We start from the raw sequence: 14,089 nt of genomic DNA on the forward strand, positions 1-14,089 counted from the left end.
ATTCCTTCCTCTCATTTAATTCTATATTATACAGGGTTCGAGGAAGCAACCAATGAATCCCCCGTTTTTTATTACGTTTTATTGACTATTTTTTGTGTGTTAAAATAACGTGTGAAGTTCCCTTATAATAAGGACAGTTGCAAAATTCAGCTGAAAGAGGTGCCTGGTTTTGAAAAATATCCTTGAAAAAGATATTATGCAAATGCTGCGTCTGTCCACGATGCTCTTGAGCGAAAATCCCCTTCCTTTGAATAAAGCTGCTGCCGACCAAAATCTTTCCGTCAAAACGATCCGTCGGCTACTGTCCAGTTGTTTAAACGAGGACCCTTCCTTCCATTATGATGTGCAGCAAGGACACATTCGTGCCTTTCATGATTTGCAGCAGCCCCTAGCCAGCAAAAACTTCCCCCATACAGAAATGCTTGCTGCATTGTTTAATAAAAGTACAAACTATCAGTTGCTCTTGTTACTGTTAAAAATGCCGACCATTTCCTTTGCAGACCTCCACAAGCGGTATTACCTGAGCCCCTCCAGTTTGCATCGGCGCTTTTTGTCCTTTTCCTTTTTTTTGGCACCTTATCATCTAAGGATCGACCGTCGCAGTTTTCCTTTGATTACTGGCAATGAACGGCAACTGCGCTATGTGATTTTTCGACTCACCCTCTTAGCAAGCCCGACGCTTTCTTCTAATCAAGCGTTTCAAGAACTGAAGCAGATTCATCAGTTGCGGGCAAACGCTTTTTATCCCAACACCCCCGCCACGTTTACTCAGCAAGTTTATCCAACATGTTTTGTGCCGCGTTTTTATTTAGTTGGTGAACGCAGCTATTTATTTTTGTGGCAACAGCTGCTAACACTGGAACCTTTTTATGTGCCAACAGAAGAAGCCTTCCTTTTGCGACGAATCATCACGCCGATTTTGTCGGAGCATCCGCTCCAGCAGCCATTAGAAGTGCTTTTGTCGAAAATTTTCCAAGCCCATCTTTTGGGCGCCTTACTGGAAGGCAATTTATTTGTCTATCCGCCACTAAATCCTTGCCTATCTGAACGTTCCCAACGCTTGGTCCAGGCTTTTTTGACTCAGCTTCCCCATTACGAAAAACTCTTAAAAAAGCATCCCGAGTTACCCTTACTCTATGAATGCATTTGGCAAGAGCTCTCTTTTTTCCAACCGATCATTGCCTTTCCGAAAAAAAAAGAGCGTCCGCTTCAGTAGCGACACGCTCTTTTGAGGTTCATTTAGTTGGCAGTGAATTATTTAGCGTCAGCATCAACGATTTTCACTGAACCTTGCCATTGTTCTTCCACAAAGTCTTTGATTTCGTCTGAATGCAGCACTTCGATCAATTTCTTGATTTTGTCGCTATCTTCGTCACCACTGCGGACAGCGATCACGTTGACATAAGGCGAATTATCCGCTTCTAATAAAACAGAATCATCCGCTGGGTTCAAATCGATCCCGAATGCGAAGTTCGCATTGATGGCGATTAGGTCTGCTTCGTCGTTTTGATAAGCAGTCGCCAAAAGAGATGGATCGACGTCATGTTTAAATTCTAAGTTTTTCGGATTTTCAGCAATATCATCAAAGGTTGCCGTTTCTGTATCAACGCCGTCTTTTAAAGTGATCAAGTCAGCATCTTGTAAAATCGTTAGGATACGACCCCAGTCAGATTCAGAAGTGGAAGTAAGAACCGTTGCACCATCTTCTAATTCTGAAATATCAGAGATTCGTTTTGAGTAAAGCCCCATTGGCTCGATATGGATCGCACCAGCATTGACAAAATCATAGCCATTGTCTGCGATTTGTTTGTTCAAGTAAGGAATGTGTTGGAAGTAATTGGCATCGATATCGCCATTTTCCAATGCTTTGTTTGGCAACACATAATCATCGAAGGTTTTGATTTCAAGATCAATGCCTTCTTCTGCTAGTAAAGGTTTGGCTTGTTCTAAAATTTCCGCATGAGGCGTAACTGATGCACCGATCACTAATTTTGTTGATTCTCCCTCAGCCGCAGATGAGTCAGAGCTTCCTGAATTTGAGCCTGTGCCACAAGCAGCTAAAGCGGCAGTTAACAATAAGGTTGTTGCAATACCAAAAATCTTTTTCATATCCATTTCCTCCCATATTTTCCACTTTTTGTTCTTCGTTTCATTTACCGTTTATCGGTGGCTTTCGCAAGGAAATCGCCGATTCCTTGGATAATGAAAACGATAATTAAAATAATCACTGTTGCAACAAGCGTAACAGTGTAATTTCCACGTTGAAATCCTTCTTGCCAAGCCAAAGCGCCTAGCCCGCCGGCACCGATCGCGCCTGCCATGGCAGTATAACCAATCATTGAGATCGTTGTGACCGTCAGTCCTGAAATCAATGCTGGAACACTTTCGGGAATCACGATCTTGTAGATGATCTCCCAGTAACTAGCACCCATCGCTTCCGCTGCTTCAATCACACCAGGATTGACTTCACGAAAAGCAATTTCCACCATCCGAGCATAAAACGGTGCCGCCGATAAAACTAATGCTGGGATCGCTGCTTTTGCCCCTAGGAATGAACCGACTAATAATGTTGTAAACGGAATGATCAAGACCATCAAAATCATGAATGGCGTTGAACGAAAGGCGTTACTGATGATGGAAACCACGTTATAGAAAATGTTGGCTCCCGCTGTTTGTTTACGCCCTAGTGAATAAAGCGCCAATCCTAGAAGTAAACCGATCACAACCACTAAAACCATGGAGAAGAAAGTCATAAACAAGGTGTCTAGGGTTGCTTGCTGCATATTGGCCCAGTCGACCTTTTCAAAATTAAAATAGGTTTCTACAAATGACTTATCCACGTTCAATCACCTCCACGCCTACTTGCTGCTCTTTGAAAAAGGCGATCGCTTTTTCGATCTCACTTGCTTCACCTGTCAATAAAACCGTCAAGCCGCCAAAGGATCCCTCATTGGTTTGTTGGATCTTTCCGTAAACGACATTGACATCGATCTGGAAGCGACGGATTGCTTGTGAAATCACTGGTTCATTGGCGTTGTCTTGTGTAAAAGTCAAGGTCACTAAATGCCCTTGCGGATTTTCTCGTAGGAAGGCTTGCCGTAATTCTTCAGCATCTTCTTCTGGCTCCAAATCTTGCTGAACAAAACGTTTGGTCACTTCCTGCTGTGGGTTACGGAAAACCGATTGTACTGACCCTTCTTCCACGATCTGCCCATGCTCCATCACCGCGACCTTATTACAGATTTTGCGAATGACGTTCATTTCATGGGTAATCAGGACGATTGTCAAATGCAATTTTTTATTGATGGAAAGCAAGAGATCCAACACTTCTTCTGTTGTTTGTGGATCTAACGCACTCGTTGCTTCATCACACAGCAAAATTTCTGGTTCATTCGCTAATGCACGAGCAATCCCGACTCTTTGCTTTTGTCCGCCAGACAATTGTGCCGGATAGGCATTCTCCCGTCCTTCCAACCCAACTAATTTAATCAGCTCTTGCGCTCGTTGACGGCGTTTTGCTTTTTCAACGCCAGCCAACTCCAATGGCAATTCAATGTTTTCCGCCACCGTTCGAGACCATAAGAGATTAAAGTGCTGAAAAATCATGCCGATTTTTTTGCGGAAGTTTCTCAATTCTTTGTTTTTCAATGCCAAAATGTTTTGACCGTTAATGACTACATCTCCTGCTGTCGGCAATTCTAAGCCGTTCAACAAACGTACTAATGTACTTTTCCCAGCACCAGAGTAACCGACGATTCCGTAGATATCGCCTTTTTCCACTTGCAGTGAAACATCATTGACGGCGTGGACAGCCGTTTGCTTTTTGCCGAATGACTTTTTTACATGCGACAATTCGATTAATGCCATGTTATTCCCATCTTTCCTCTTTGGTTGGTTAAACACAAAAAAAGCTTTCATCCTCTGTACATTATACTGTTACAAAGGACGAAAGCACAACTTCCGCGTTACCACCTTGATTTACTGTCAATTCGCATCAACAGCCTCGCTCAGTACTTGAATTGCTTCGCATACTGCTGCACTGTAACGGGTGCCTCCCGTGATAGGCTTGTTTCCACTCACCTATCATGCTCAAAGACCATCTTCCATCCTCTCTCCGTTGCCCATTTGCACCAAACAGGGCTCTCTGTGTACGTTAAGAACATGTACTCTTCTTTTCAAAGCATTCATTTATTGAGCAAATTATAGCAACGTCTTATCCGACTGTCAATTCTTTTTGAAAAAATAGTCGTTTTTACAGCTTTGACTTACAAGGCTTCAAATTGACTTGGGTCAACCTCTTTGAAGCTGACCAGCCAAGCGTTCATTTCGTCTTCATCATTTAAGGTATCAATCGATTGATCAATTTTTTCATTTACGGAAGAAATCACGCCCGTCAATGGACTTGGAAATTCACTGACTGCTTTTTCCGCTTCTAGCTCAACAAGGGTCTCTCCTTGTTTTAAAGCAGTTCCTGCTTTTTGAATCGAAGCAAACGTGACCGCACCAAGTTCTTCTTGCGCTTCTTTTGTTAAACCGACACAATATTCTTTCCCGTTAAACAAAACCCACAAATTATCTTTTTTTCTTAAGCATTTCTTTTCCATGATTCTAGTAAGACTCCTTCATATTCATTTTCTTTAAATCCATTAATCAAAAAGCGGTCGCCGCTAACCAGCAGTGGGCGCTTGATCAACATACCATCGGTTGCCAGCACATCGGCTGCGTCTTGGGCAGTCATGGTCGGCACTTTTTCTTTTAATTGCAATTCACGGTATTTCATGCCGCTTGTGTTAAAGAAACGGGTTAACGGTGCTTCGCTTGATTGGATCCAAGCCAGCAATTGTTCCGGTTGAGGCGGTGTAGCTACCATATCGATCGCTTCAAAGGGAATCTCGTGCTCTTCTAACCAACGCTTCGCATTTCGGCATGTACTGCATTTTGGGTACCAATAAAATGTAATCATGTGAACTCCTTAAAGTGTTTTTGGTGCGGTCTCAGCTTGATAGCGCATCGATAAAATCAAACCGATCCCAATCATATTGCTTAATAGGGCAGATCCTCCTTGGCTGATAAACGGCAGTGGAATCCCCGTCAACGGTAAGAGACCGATGTTTGCGCCAATGTTTTCAAACACATGGAAGAGAATCATCATAATGATCCCAGTTGCCAAGTAGGCATAAAATTCATTGTTGGTATCGAAACATACGCGGATCATTCGGTAAATCAAAATAAAATACAATAAAATGACAAACGCGCTGCCAATAAACCCAAAATTCTCACCGATCACCGAAAAAATCATATCGGATTCTCGGACTGGTACATACACATCGCTGACATTAAATCCTTTCCCGAACATCCCACCAGAGGCGATCGCCATCAGAGCATACGCCAATTGGAAGGATTGCCCTTGGGTATCATGAAAAGGATCTAGCCACGAATCGATACGGGCGAATTGGTATTCTTTAAAGATTCCTGTATTGTACAGAAACTCGCGACCAACATCGGTAGTCACTAAGAAAATCGTTCCACCGCCGAGAATCACAAATGCCGCAATCACTGGCACGATGATTCGCCATGAGATTCCTGACATCAAGAAGACCCCACCGAAAATCGCTAGAAAGACCAACATCGTACCAAAGTCATTTTGTAAGGTGATCAGGATCAGGACTGGGATCGTGACGGCTAACATTTTTGCAATCAGTAACCCATCTGTTTTCAGATCCCGTTCCCGATGCTTGACATTGTGCTGCGTGACGACTAACGCCAACATCATGATATAGGCGATCTTCATCAATTCTGAAGGTTGCAAGGTAAAGGGACCAAAACTAAACCAGTTTTTCGACCCTGTCGAGGCAGCCATCGTCCGGTTGTAAAATTTCAGCAGCGCCAACATAACGGCTAGCCCAGCCCCATAAATATAGGGCGTCAATTTCCAGAGCCATTTTGATTTGATCTGCATGATAATGATCACGGCAACAACGCCTAACACATACCATAAAGCTTGAAACCCTAACATTCGCAGCATATTCGGATTATTCGGATCGTGTGTCAGCGCCACATACAGGGACGCCAAACCAATCAGACATAATAAAAATACGGGTAGAATCACACCGTAGTCAATTCGATTATCGTTCGTTTTTATTCGTGAATTTTCCATGTCCACACTCTCTTCTGTAGAATCTTTATCCATTATAGTGATAATTGAGGAGAAAAGAAAGGATTGTCCATGAGCATTCACAAAAAATTTAGAAACTTTAATGATTTTCGGGAAAAGAGGGTTAAAAACAATCCAAAATTGTTTAGAATTACAACGAAATAATCGCTGAATTCGTCCATTCTTCTTATTAATCAAATACCTTATTCTATGTATTCTTCTTTATTTTTGATAAATCTTTGCTCTATGTAACAGAATAGAGCAACTTTAACTCCATGATAGATCCCCGCCTAGTTTCCGTTTCAAATAAATAGCAACAAATGACTACTTTTTACAAAATATAAATTGATATACGACAATCGTATTTACCACATTAATGTGGTAATGAAATGTTATTTACGCCACCATATAATTTCACTAGAATACAATTAAGGAAGCGCTTCCGGAGGTGAACCAATGATTTTAAGTAATCGAGAACAGCTACTGTTGCAATTGCTATTAGAACAAAAGGAGTTTCGCCCTGCCTCTTTTTTTCAAAAGCAGTTAAATGTATCCCAAAAAACAGTTTATAACAATTTAACGACTTTAGAAAAGAAACTAAAAGATTCGGGACTAGCTATCAAAAAAGTACCAAGAAAAGGAATCTTTTTATCTGGTTCTGAATCAGCGAAACAGAATGGATATCGATTGTTAGCAAAAAAAGAGACTAAACTCGAACTATTTTCACCTAATTATCGTAAAATCTTTATTTTCGCTAACTATCTGTTTTCAGTAAAGCCAATGCACTATCAGGAATTCTCTGAATATTTTTATATTAGCAACCAGTCAATAAAGAAAGATGTTGATGAAATCGTTGCTTTCTGTCGATTCCATCACGTATCTACAAAAATGACTACTAGCGGACTCAAACTAACCTCAGTTGAATCTGCTACTCAAAACGTATTCAAATCTTTTTTAGAGCAGTATACCGACGCCAAAGCCAGTGAAAATCTTTTGGTCAACAATCTCTTTGACTCTAAGGTACTCGATTTAACGAAGAAATTTGTCTCAGATATGACTCAAACAATCGGCCATCCAGTCAATAATTATTCTATTGAATCCTTGAAGCTTTCATTGCGAATTTTTCTTTCAAGACTTCTTATAGATAAACACATTGAAAAACAAGAGCATCTAGTATTTGACGAACTTAGACGAATGAAATTCTATATGATCGCGGTTGATTTTTCTGAAATGATCCAACACCAACTACCTGTTCAATTTAGTGATACAGATATTCAATATGTATGTTCCCTGTTATTAGCACACGGTATCGAACCTTTTGGACAAATGGATGAGCCTCACGAATCTACTATCACAAATTGTACGAAACAAATTATTCAAAAAATGTCACATATGTTAAACGCAGATCTGACACAAGATAAATTATTACTGCAAACATTATTGGCTCATATCGTTCCCATGATCCATCGATCAAAGACAGGAATTTTATTGAAAAACCCACTGATAAAAAGTATCAAAAAACAATACTCAACAATGTATACATTGACCAAATATGCAATTGGAGATTTAGAGGAGCGTTTTCAAATCTTATTAACAGAAGACGAAGTTTCTTTTCTGACGATCCATTTTCAGTTAGCCTTTGAAAAGATAAAAATTACTAACCATATACTAATTGTTTGCCAATCAGGTTTTGCTACATCGGAGTTGATTTTTAACCGTATCAAACAGACGATCGCTGCTGATACCGTATTGGAGATCATTCCTTTAAGTAAACTGGCCAGTACATCTCTTGAGACTGTTGATCTGATCATATCAACTATTCCATTGGACATTACAGCACCGCCAGTTATTTATATTTCGCCGCTTCCTACTACCGAAGAAATAGGAAGAATCTCAGCAAAGATATCTAATCTTAATGAGAATGAGAAAAATTTTTACTCAAAAAAATACCAGAAAACGACTTTATTACAAAAATATTTAGATCCTACTTTCCTTTTTGTCAAAAAAAAGTTTCGAACAAAAAAAGATGTACTGGATTTTTTAGCAGATGATTATCTGAAAAAAAAGCTTGTTACAACAAAATTTAAGCATTCTCTATTTGAACGAGAGGAACTAGGAAGCACTGGCTTAAAGACGGGAGTAGCCATTCCACATGCTGATCCACATACAGTGAAAGAAACAAAACTTGCTTTTCTCACCCTCGATGCGCCAATTACTTGGGGAGACACAAAAATCCAACTAATTGTTTTGCTTGCGATTGCTGAAGAAAACATGATCGAGGCAAAAGAGTTGATCGCTTCGATTTACGGATTGTTTAACTCAGCCGAAGAAATTCAATGGATCGTTAATAGTCAAACGCAAGAAGAACTGTATCAAAGATTGTTAAGAGGAGGAAATTGATCATGTTTTTTGATCACCAAATCGTGTTACTTGAAAAAGATTCTAAAACAAAAGAGGAAGCTTTTCGACTATTAGCAGACGAACTCATCAAAACTCATTGTGTAAATGATCAGTTCTATCAAAATATCGTACAGCGAGAAGAAACCTTTCCTACAGGTTTAAAAATTAACGGCATTGGGGTAGCGATCCCACACACGGACAGCAAATTTGTTTTACGATCCCAAGTCGCTTTTATGTCACTTGCCTCTCCCCTTTCATTTATTGAAATGGGTTCACAAGAAAAGAAAATCGATGTATCCCTGTTGTTCATGCTTGCACTGAAGGAACCACATGAGCAATTGGGTATGCTGCAAAATCTTATCTCTATGTTTCAAACACCCGGGGTTTTGGAAGCCCTATCCTCAGTAACGACTAAAGAAGCGTATCTTTCGATTATTGAAAAAAATGGACTGCAATAAAAAGGAGGAACAATTATGTTAAATGCATTACAGTGGTTCGTTGATCTAGGTTCAATCGTTGTTTTGCCGATTTTAATTTTTATTTTTGGAATAATTTTGGGGACAAAACCTAGCAAAGCCTTTACTTCAGCCTTAACTGTTGGTGTTGGGTTTGTTGGATTGAATTTGGTGATTGACCTTCTAAGCAGCAGTTTGGGTCCCGCAGCACAGCATATGGTTGAACGTTTAGGATTAAATTTGACAACGATTGATGTCGGATGGCCTGCCGCAGCGGCAATTTCTTACGGGACGATTTTAGGAAGTCTTGCGATTCCGATTGGTGTGGTCCTAAATGTTCTACTCATCATTTTAGGGCTGACTAAAGTATTGAATGTAGATATTTGGAATATTTGGCACGCAGCCTTCATCTCTTCTCTGATTTATGCCCTCACTGGAGATTTTGCAATGGGAATCGCGGCGACCGTCATCTATTTGATGATGATTCTTTTAATGGGAGATATTTTAGGTCCGATCATTAATAAGTTCTACGGATTTCCTAATATTACTTTTCCTCATGGTACCGCCGCACCAGGATTCATCTTTGCACTACCGATGAATTGGCTCTTTGATCGTATTCCAGGACTAAAAGATTGGAAAGCAGATCCAGAAACCATTCAGAAAAAATTTGGTGTCTTTGGCGACTCTACTGTTATGGGCTTTTTGATTGGTCTTATCATGGGAATACTTGCCGGATATGACACAGCAGGGGTCGGCCAATTAGCCGTCCAAACAGGCGCTGTGATGGTTTTGATGCCCAAAATGGTGGCTTTACTGATGGAAGGTCTAACGCCTATTTCTGAATCTGCAAATGAATTCGTCAAAAAACGGTTTCCTGGAAGAGAGCTTTACATCGGTATGGATGCAGCATTATCGGTTGGTCATCCAGCTGTCCTTTCTTCCTCATTGCTTTTAGTTCCGATCACTATTTTGTTAGCCGTAGTTCTACCTGGCAATACGACCTTGCCTTTTGGTGATTTAGCAACTATTCCCTTTCTGATTTGCTTGATGGCTGCTGTTTTTGGAGGAAACATCATTCGAACAGTAATTGCTGGAACGATTTATATGGTAAGCATTCTATATATTACTTCGTGGGCAGCACCGCTTGTCACTACTGCTGCTCGATCCGCAAACTTTGATCTACAAGGAAACTCTATGATCACTGCTATGGCTGAAGGTGGTTTATGGACCACATTCCTTTATGTCGGCTTAACCAAAATATTAAGCTGGGGCGGTTTAGCCATAATTGGCATCTCTGTTTTGTTTGGATTGATTTATGTAAATAAAATTCGTCCCAAGAAACAAACATCGAAATAATAGGAGGAAATGATAATGAAAAAATTACTGATTATGTGTGGTACAGGTGTTGCAACTTCAACAATTGTAACAAATAAAGTAAAAGAATGGCTGAAAGAAAAAGGATTAACTGATCAAGTGAAACTGTATCAATCCAAAGTGGCAGATGAGATGAATAAAATTGATAACTATGACATCGTGGTGAGTACAACGGTTGTTCCAGACTCAATCAAAGATCGTGTAATTATGGGGCTACCGCTCTTAACAGGGATTGGTACAGAAGAGATGTACGCGGAAATCGAAAAGAAAATCAAAGAGTAAGGAGAATGCCCTATGTTGGTCACAACAAAAGAACTATTCGCACATGCAGAAAAACACAACTATGCATTACCCGCAGCAAATTTTTTCGACTTAACTAGTGCAAGAACATACGCGGAAACTGCTGAAAGTTTGAACAAACCTTTGATATTGGCCTTCGCTCAATCCCATATGAACATGTTGACTTTAGAAGAGGCTGCCATGATTGGAAAATTTTTAGCAAAAAAAAGCACTACACCTATCGCTCTGCACCTAGATCACGGTACCGATGAAGAGGTCATCAAAAGAGCCATTCATTTAGGTTTTACTTCCGTAATGATCGACGCTTCTGAGGAGTCATTCGAAGAAAATGTCCGTCGGTCAAAGGAGATCGCCGATTACGCTCATAAAAATGGTGTCGTTGTTGAAGCGGAAATCGGGCACGTTGGGTCGGAAAACAGTCTGGAATCAGCCCTAAATAGTCAATCTATTTACACAGAACCTTCTGAGGCTGTTGCATTTGCCAAATTAACCGGTGTTGATTCGTTGGCAGTTTCTATTGGCACCTCTCACGGACATTATCAAGGGATACCCAAAATAAATTTTGACGTTTTAAATGAAATACACCATGCCGTCAATGTTCCTCTTGTTCTGCATGGCGGATCCTCTTCTGGCGATGAAAACCTTGAAAAATGTGCCTTAGAAGGTATCCGTAAAATAAATATTTTTACGGACTTCGTCACTGCTGCTATGAATGAAATTCACAAAAATCAACCAAATGACTATTTCGATCTACTTCACTCAGCAAGCAATGGAATGTCCAAGACACTCGAGCACTATTTTAAAGTCTTTCATGCCAAATCTTATCGTGAAGGAGAAAGCTAATGAAAAAAAGAACTTTAAGAACGCCATTCTTTGTCGTCAATCCCAAAGCCTATCTTTATGGAAAACAAGCATTGGCATTGGCAAAAGCTGCTGATGAGTTGTCGTCTTTATATGACATCGACATTCTATTTACTGTGCAGCAAGCAGACGTTTCTCTAATTAAACAAGCAACAACACATTTATTCATCACTGTTCAACATTTAGACGGAATCGAAATCGGTCGAGGAATGGGTTATGTTTTACCCGAAGCAGTGGCAGAAGCCGGTGCTGAAGCTACCTTTTTAAACCATGCTGAACACCCCATGACATTGCAAGAACTGACTAAAGCGATGCAACGCTCAAATGAATTGGGAATTTTAACAATTGTTTGTGCGAATTCATTGACTGAAGCAAGAGCCGCAGCTTCCCTAAAACCCGATGTGATGGTTTGCGAGCCAACAGAACTAATTGGAACAGGACAAACCAGTGATCTTCAATACATGACGGAAACAAATCGTGTTGTTCGTGAAATTGATCCAGAAATCCTAATTCTGCAGGCAGCTGGTATATCTAGTGCTGTCGATGTTGAAAAAGCTTTGTCGTCAGGGGCTGATGGCACTGGTGGGACAAGCGGCATTGTGCAAGCAGAAGATCCAGTTCAAACCCTTACAGAAATGATCAAACAAGCGGTGAAGTATAAAAAGGAGGATTAACACTGTGAAATTTTTAAAAGAGCAACTGACGTTAACTTCTAACGGGAATCGAGTGTCTTACCACAACATCACAGAAGAAGTGAAAACGATGGTTGAAAAAAGTGGAATTTCAAATGGAATCTGTCTCGTACAGTCTCCTCATACGACCTGTTCGGTTATCTTTGAAGAATACATGCATGATACAGACTTTAACGGAGATGAATTTCTTCAAGTTGATTTAAACCGAATTCTCGATAAGATTATTCCTCGTGAGTTATCAGAAAATACCGATTACCGTTATCCTGGACCAAAGCATTTAGAATTTTTGATGAGTCTGGACGATCCAAACTACCCAACAGATCCAGCAACGATTTTAAACGGCGATGCACATATTCGCTCGAGTTTTTTCGGTGCAAGCGAAAGCTTTATTTTAAGTAACGGCAAGCTAGAGATCGGTTCCGTAGGCTATATCTATTTTGTTGATTTCGATCAAAATCGTGTGCGAAATAGGACATGCCATGTAATGCTAATGGGCGAATAAAAACAGTTACCGGGTAAACCAGAAAAAATTGAGATTACTTATCGCATGCAAAAGAAAAACCATGAATCCTCTAAAAGAAGATTCATGGTTTTTCATTTCTTATGCCAGCTGCAGGATTCGAACCTGTGACCTACGCGTTACGAGTGCGTTGCTCTACCAACTGAGCTAAGCTGGCGTTGTATGGCACAAAGAAAATTATATGCAAAAACGGTTGTTTTGTAAAGAGGTCTGCTGAAAAAAATCTACTTACTGAAATTTTCCGAAAATTGTGATATAATAGAAGTATCAAGGAGGTTTTTACATGGCAACATTTGGTAAATTCGAAACAACAATTGTCCCGTCACAAGAAGGTTCAACGTTTGAGGTCGCTACTCCTGTCATGTTCACGTTCCATGGGAAGAAACAAACTGGTACCATCACAAAGCAGTTGAAAAACTCTGCGGTGGTCGAGCTGAACGAAACCCCAGAAAACCAGAAATTAGTTTCGCAAAGTAATGGTGTATTGATCATCAATTACAAACAATTAACCAAACTATAACCCGTTTAATGCAAGGAGAAAATCAGTTGATTTTCTCCTTTTTTCATTGTCTGATTTTATGAAAAGCTAAAAAAAGCCATGGATAACCGATCAAACCGTTTTGGCTGTCGATCTTCTTCCATGGCATCATTGACGAGGCAAAACTTCAGTTGCCTTTGTCTTATTTGTATTGATTTATTTTGTACCGAATAGACGGTCACCGGCATCGCCCAAACCAGGAACGATATAGCCGTGTTCATTTAGGCGTTCATCAAGATTTGCAGTATAGATGTCAACATCTGGATGGGCATCTTGCAATGCTTTCACGCCTTCTGGTGCAGCAACTAAGCAGACGAATTTCATGTTTGAAGCGCCGCGTTTTTTCAGTGCGTCGATCGCCATGATCGCTGAACCGCCCGTAGCTAACATTGGGTCAACGATAAATAATTGACGTTCATCGATATCTTCAGGTAATTTTACGAAGTATTCGTGTGGTTCTAGCGTTTCTTCATCACGGTACATCCCGATATGACCAACTTTTGCGGCTGGGATCAATTCAAGGATACCATCAACCATGCCTAGACCTGCACGCAGGATCGGAATGATCGCTACCTTTTTACCAGATAGTGTTTTTTGTGTTGATTCTTCAATTGGTGTTTCAATCACTAGATCTTCAAGCGGCATGTCGCGAGACACTTCATACGCCATCAACATTGCGATTTCATTAACAACTTCACGGAAAACCTTTGTTCCACAGTTCTTGTCGCGGATCATTGTTAATTTGTGTTGGATCAGCGGGTGATCGATTACTTGAAATTTACCCATTTAAAAAAA

General features: G+C 40.4%; 16 protein-coding genes, 1 tRNA gene and 1 other annotated feature. Of the genes, 9 read left to right on the forward strand and 8 right to left on the reverse strand.

Annotated features, from left to right (window positions below; translation table 11 throughout):
• Positions 1-169 precede the first annotated feature (169 nt).
• Positions 170-1,216: a helix-turn-helix domain-containing protein gene (locus IGK61_RS15560; RefSeq protein WP_074536135.1), complete on the forward strand. Its 1,047-nt coding sequence runs from the start codon at positions 170-172 to the stop codon at positions 1,214-1,216.
• Between the two features lie 38 nt (positions 1,217-1,254).
• Here IGK61_RS15560 and IGK61_RS15565 read toward each other — a convergent pair whose 3' ends face one another.
• The 6 genes from IGK61_RS15565 to IGK61_RS15590 form a co-directional block, all read right to left on the reverse strand.
• A complete protein-coding gene (locus IGK61_RS15565; RefSeq protein WP_010749087.1) occupies positions 1,255-2,109 on the reverse strand; it encodes a MetQ/NlpA family ABC transporter substrate-binding protein in 855 nt (284 codons plus the stop codon).
• Positions 2,110-2,153: 44 nt separating this feature from the next.
• On the reverse strand, positions 2,154-2,840 hold the full coding sequence (locus IGK61_RS15570) for a methionine ABC transporter permease (protein WP_005227919.1): 687 nt from the start codon (positions 2,838-2,840) through the stop codon (positions 2,154-2,156).
• On the reverse strand, positions 2,833-3,867 hold the full coding sequence (locus IGK61_RS15575) for a methionine ABC transporter ATP-binding protein (protein WP_005227918.1): 1,035 nt from the start codon (positions 3,865-3,867) through the stop codon (positions 2,833-2,835). The genes IGK61_RS15570 and IGK61_RS15575 overlap by 8 nt, the downstream gene beginning before the upstream one ends.
• A 71-nt stretch (positions 3,868-3,938) precedes the next feature.
• Positions 3,939-4,188 (reverse strand) — a binding site (T-box leader).
• A 77-nt stretch (positions 4,189-4,265) separates the two neighbouring features.
• Positions 4,266-4,604 carry a glycine cleavage system protein H gene (locus IGK61_RS15580; protein WP_010749086.1) on the reverse strand — a complete coding sequence of 113 codons (339 nt, stop codon included), beginning with the start codon at positions 4,602-4,604 and terminating at the stop codon, positions 4,266-4,268.
• Entirely contained in the window at positions 4,586-4,963 is a 378-nt protein-coding gene (locus tag IGK61_RS15585) for an arsenate reductase family protein (RefSeq protein ID WP_010749085.1), read from the reverse strand. Before IGK61_RS15585 ends, IGK61_RS15580 begins: the two co-directional genes overlap by 19 nt.
• A 9-nt stretch (positions 4,964-4,972) precedes the next feature.
• The gene (locus tag IGK61_RS15590) at positions 4,973-6,157 is read right to left on the reverse strand and encodes an FtsW/RodA/SpoVE family cell cycle protein (protein WP_010749084.1); all 1,185 of its coding nucleotides are present in this window, start codon (positions 6,155-6,157) and stop codon (positions 4,973-4,975) included.
• 453 nt (positions 6,158-6,610) lie between these two features.
• Between IGK61_RS15590 and IGK61_RS15595 the strand changes: the two genes are divergently transcribed.
• Genes IGK61_RS15595 through IGK61_RS15625 form a run of 7 tightly spaced genes read left to right on the forward strand, consistent with a single transcriptional unit; the run spans position 6,611 to position 12,738 of the window.
• A complete protein-coding gene (locus tag IGK61_RS15595; protein ID WP_074536137.1) occupies positions 6,611-8,554 on the forward strand; it encodes a BglG family transcription antiterminator in 1,944 nt (647 codons plus the stop codon).
• Between the two features lie 2 nt (positions 8,555-8,556).
• Entirely contained in the window at positions 8,557-9,012 is a 456-nt protein-coding gene (locus IGK61_RS15600) for a PTS sugar transporter subunit IIA (RefSeq protein WP_005233600.1), read from the forward strand.
• A 15-nt stretch (positions 9,013-9,027) separates the two neighbouring features.
• On the forward strand, positions 9,028-10,365 hold the full coding sequence (locus IGK61_RS15605) for a PTS galactitol transporter subunit IIC (RefSeq protein ID WP_074536139.1): 1,338 nt from the start codon (positions 9,028-9,030) through the stop codon (positions 10,363-10,365).
• 15 nt (positions 10,366-10,380) lie between these two features.
• Positions 10,381-10,665 (forward strand): PTS sugar transporter subunit IIB, encoded by a 285-nt coding sequence (locus IGK61_RS15610; protein ID WP_015510443.1) that lies wholly within the window; start codon positions 10,381-10,383, stop codon positions 10,663-10,665.
• A 12-nt stretch (positions 10,666-10,677) separates the two neighbouring features.
• A complete protein-coding gene (locus IGK61_RS15615; RefSeq protein WP_074536141.1) occupies positions 10,678-11,526 on the forward strand; it encodes a class II fructose-bisphosphate aldolase in 849 nt (282 codons plus the stop codon).
• A complete protein-coding gene (locus IGK61_RS15620) occupies positions 11,526-12,218 on the forward strand; it encodes a triose-phosphate isomerase (protein WP_015510444.1) in 693 nt (230 codons plus the stop codon). The genes IGK61_RS15615 and IGK61_RS15620 overlap by 1 nt, the downstream gene beginning before the upstream one ends.
• Before the next feature lie 4 nt (positions 12,219-12,222).
• Positions 12,223-12,738: a YjbQ family protein gene (locus IGK61_RS15625; protein WP_005227898.1), complete on the forward strand. Its 516-nt coding sequence runs from the start codon at positions 12,223-12,225 to the stop codon at positions 12,736-12,738.
• A 102-nt stretch (positions 12,739-12,840) separates the two neighbouring features.
• Here IGK61_RS15625 and IGK61_RS15630 read toward each other — a convergent pair.
• Positions 12,841-12,913, reverse strand: a tRNA-Thr gene (locus tag IGK61_RS15630).
• A 126-nt stretch (positions 12,914-13,039) separates the two neighbouring features.
• On the opposite strand from IGK61_RS15630, the gene IGK61_RS15635 reads away from it, so the two are divergent.
• Complete coding sequence (locus IGK61_RS15635; protein ID WP_005227896.1) at positions 13,040-13,276, forward strand: hypothetical protein; 237 nt, start codon at positions 13,040-13,042, stop codon at positions 13,274-13,276.
• Positions 13,277-13,450: 174 nt separating this feature from the next.
• Here the strand turns inward: IGK61_RS15635 and upp are convergent, their stop codons facing one another.
• Positions 13,451-14,080 (reverse strand): uracil phosphoribosyltransferase, encoded by a 630-nt coding sequence (gene upp / locus IGK61_RS15640; RefSeq protein WP_005227894.1) that lies wholly within the window; start codon positions 14,078-14,080, stop codon positions 13,451-13,453.
• Between the last annotated feature and the right edge of the window lie 9 nt (positions 14,081-14,089).

The sequence above is a fragment of the Enterococcus sp. AZ063 genome (assembly GCF_051715045.1).
Classification (GTDB): domain Bacteria; phylum Bacillota; class Bacilli; order Lactobacillales; family Enterococcaceae; genus Enterococcus_D; species Enterococcus_D casseliflavus.

Coding starts and splice junctions, on each gene's coding strand:
- IGK61_RS15565 (WP_010749087.1), bottom strand. CDS start 2,109: ATGAAAAAGATTTTTGGTATTGCAACAACCTTATTGTTAACTGCCGCT.
- IGK61_RS15575 (WP_005227918.1), bottom strand. CDS start 3,867: ATGGCATTAATCGAATTGTCGCATGTAAAAAAGTCATTCGGCAAAAAG.
- IGK61_RS15580 (WP_010749086.1), bottom strand. CDS start 4,604: ATGGAAAAGAAATGCTTAAGAAAAAAAGATAATTTGTGGGTTTTGTTT.
- IGK61_RS15585 (WP_010749085.1), bottom strand. CDS start 4,963: ATGATTACATTTTATTGGTACCCAAAATGCAGTACATGCCGAAATGCG.
- IGK61_RS15590 (WP_010749084.1), bottom strand. CDS start 6,157: ATGGAAAATTCACGAATAAAAACGAACGATAATCGAATTGACTACGGT.
- IGK61_RS15595 (WP_074536137.1), top strand. CDS start 6,611: ATGATTTTAAGTAATCGAGAACAGCTACTGTTGCAATTGCTATTAGAA.
- IGK61_RS15600 (WP_005233600.1), top strand. CDS start 8,557: ATGTTTTTTGATCACCAAATCGTGTTACTTGAAAAAGATTCTAAAACA.
- IGK61_RS15605 (WP_074536139.1), top strand. CDS start 9,028: ATGTTAAATGCATTACAGTGGTTCGTTGATCTAGGTTCAATCGTTGTT.
- IGK61_RS15610 (WP_015510443.1), top strand. CDS start 10,381: ATGAAAAAATTACTGATTATGTGTGGTACAGGTGTTGCAACTTCAACA.
- IGK61_RS15615 (WP_074536141.1), top strand. CDS start 10,678: ATGTTGGTCACAACAAAAGAACTATTCGCACATGCAGAAAAACACAAC.
- IGK61_RS15620 (WP_015510444.1), top strand. CDS start 11,526: ATGAAAAAAAGAACTTTAAGAACGCCATTCTTTGTCGTCAATCCCAAA.
- IGK61_RS15635 (WP_005227896.1), top strand. CDS start 13,040: ATGGCAACATTTGGTAAATTCGAAACAACAATTGTCCCGTCACAAGAA.
- upp (WP_005227894.1), bottom strand. CDS start 14,080: ATGGGTAAATTTCAAGTAATCGATCACCCGCTGATCCAACACAAATTA.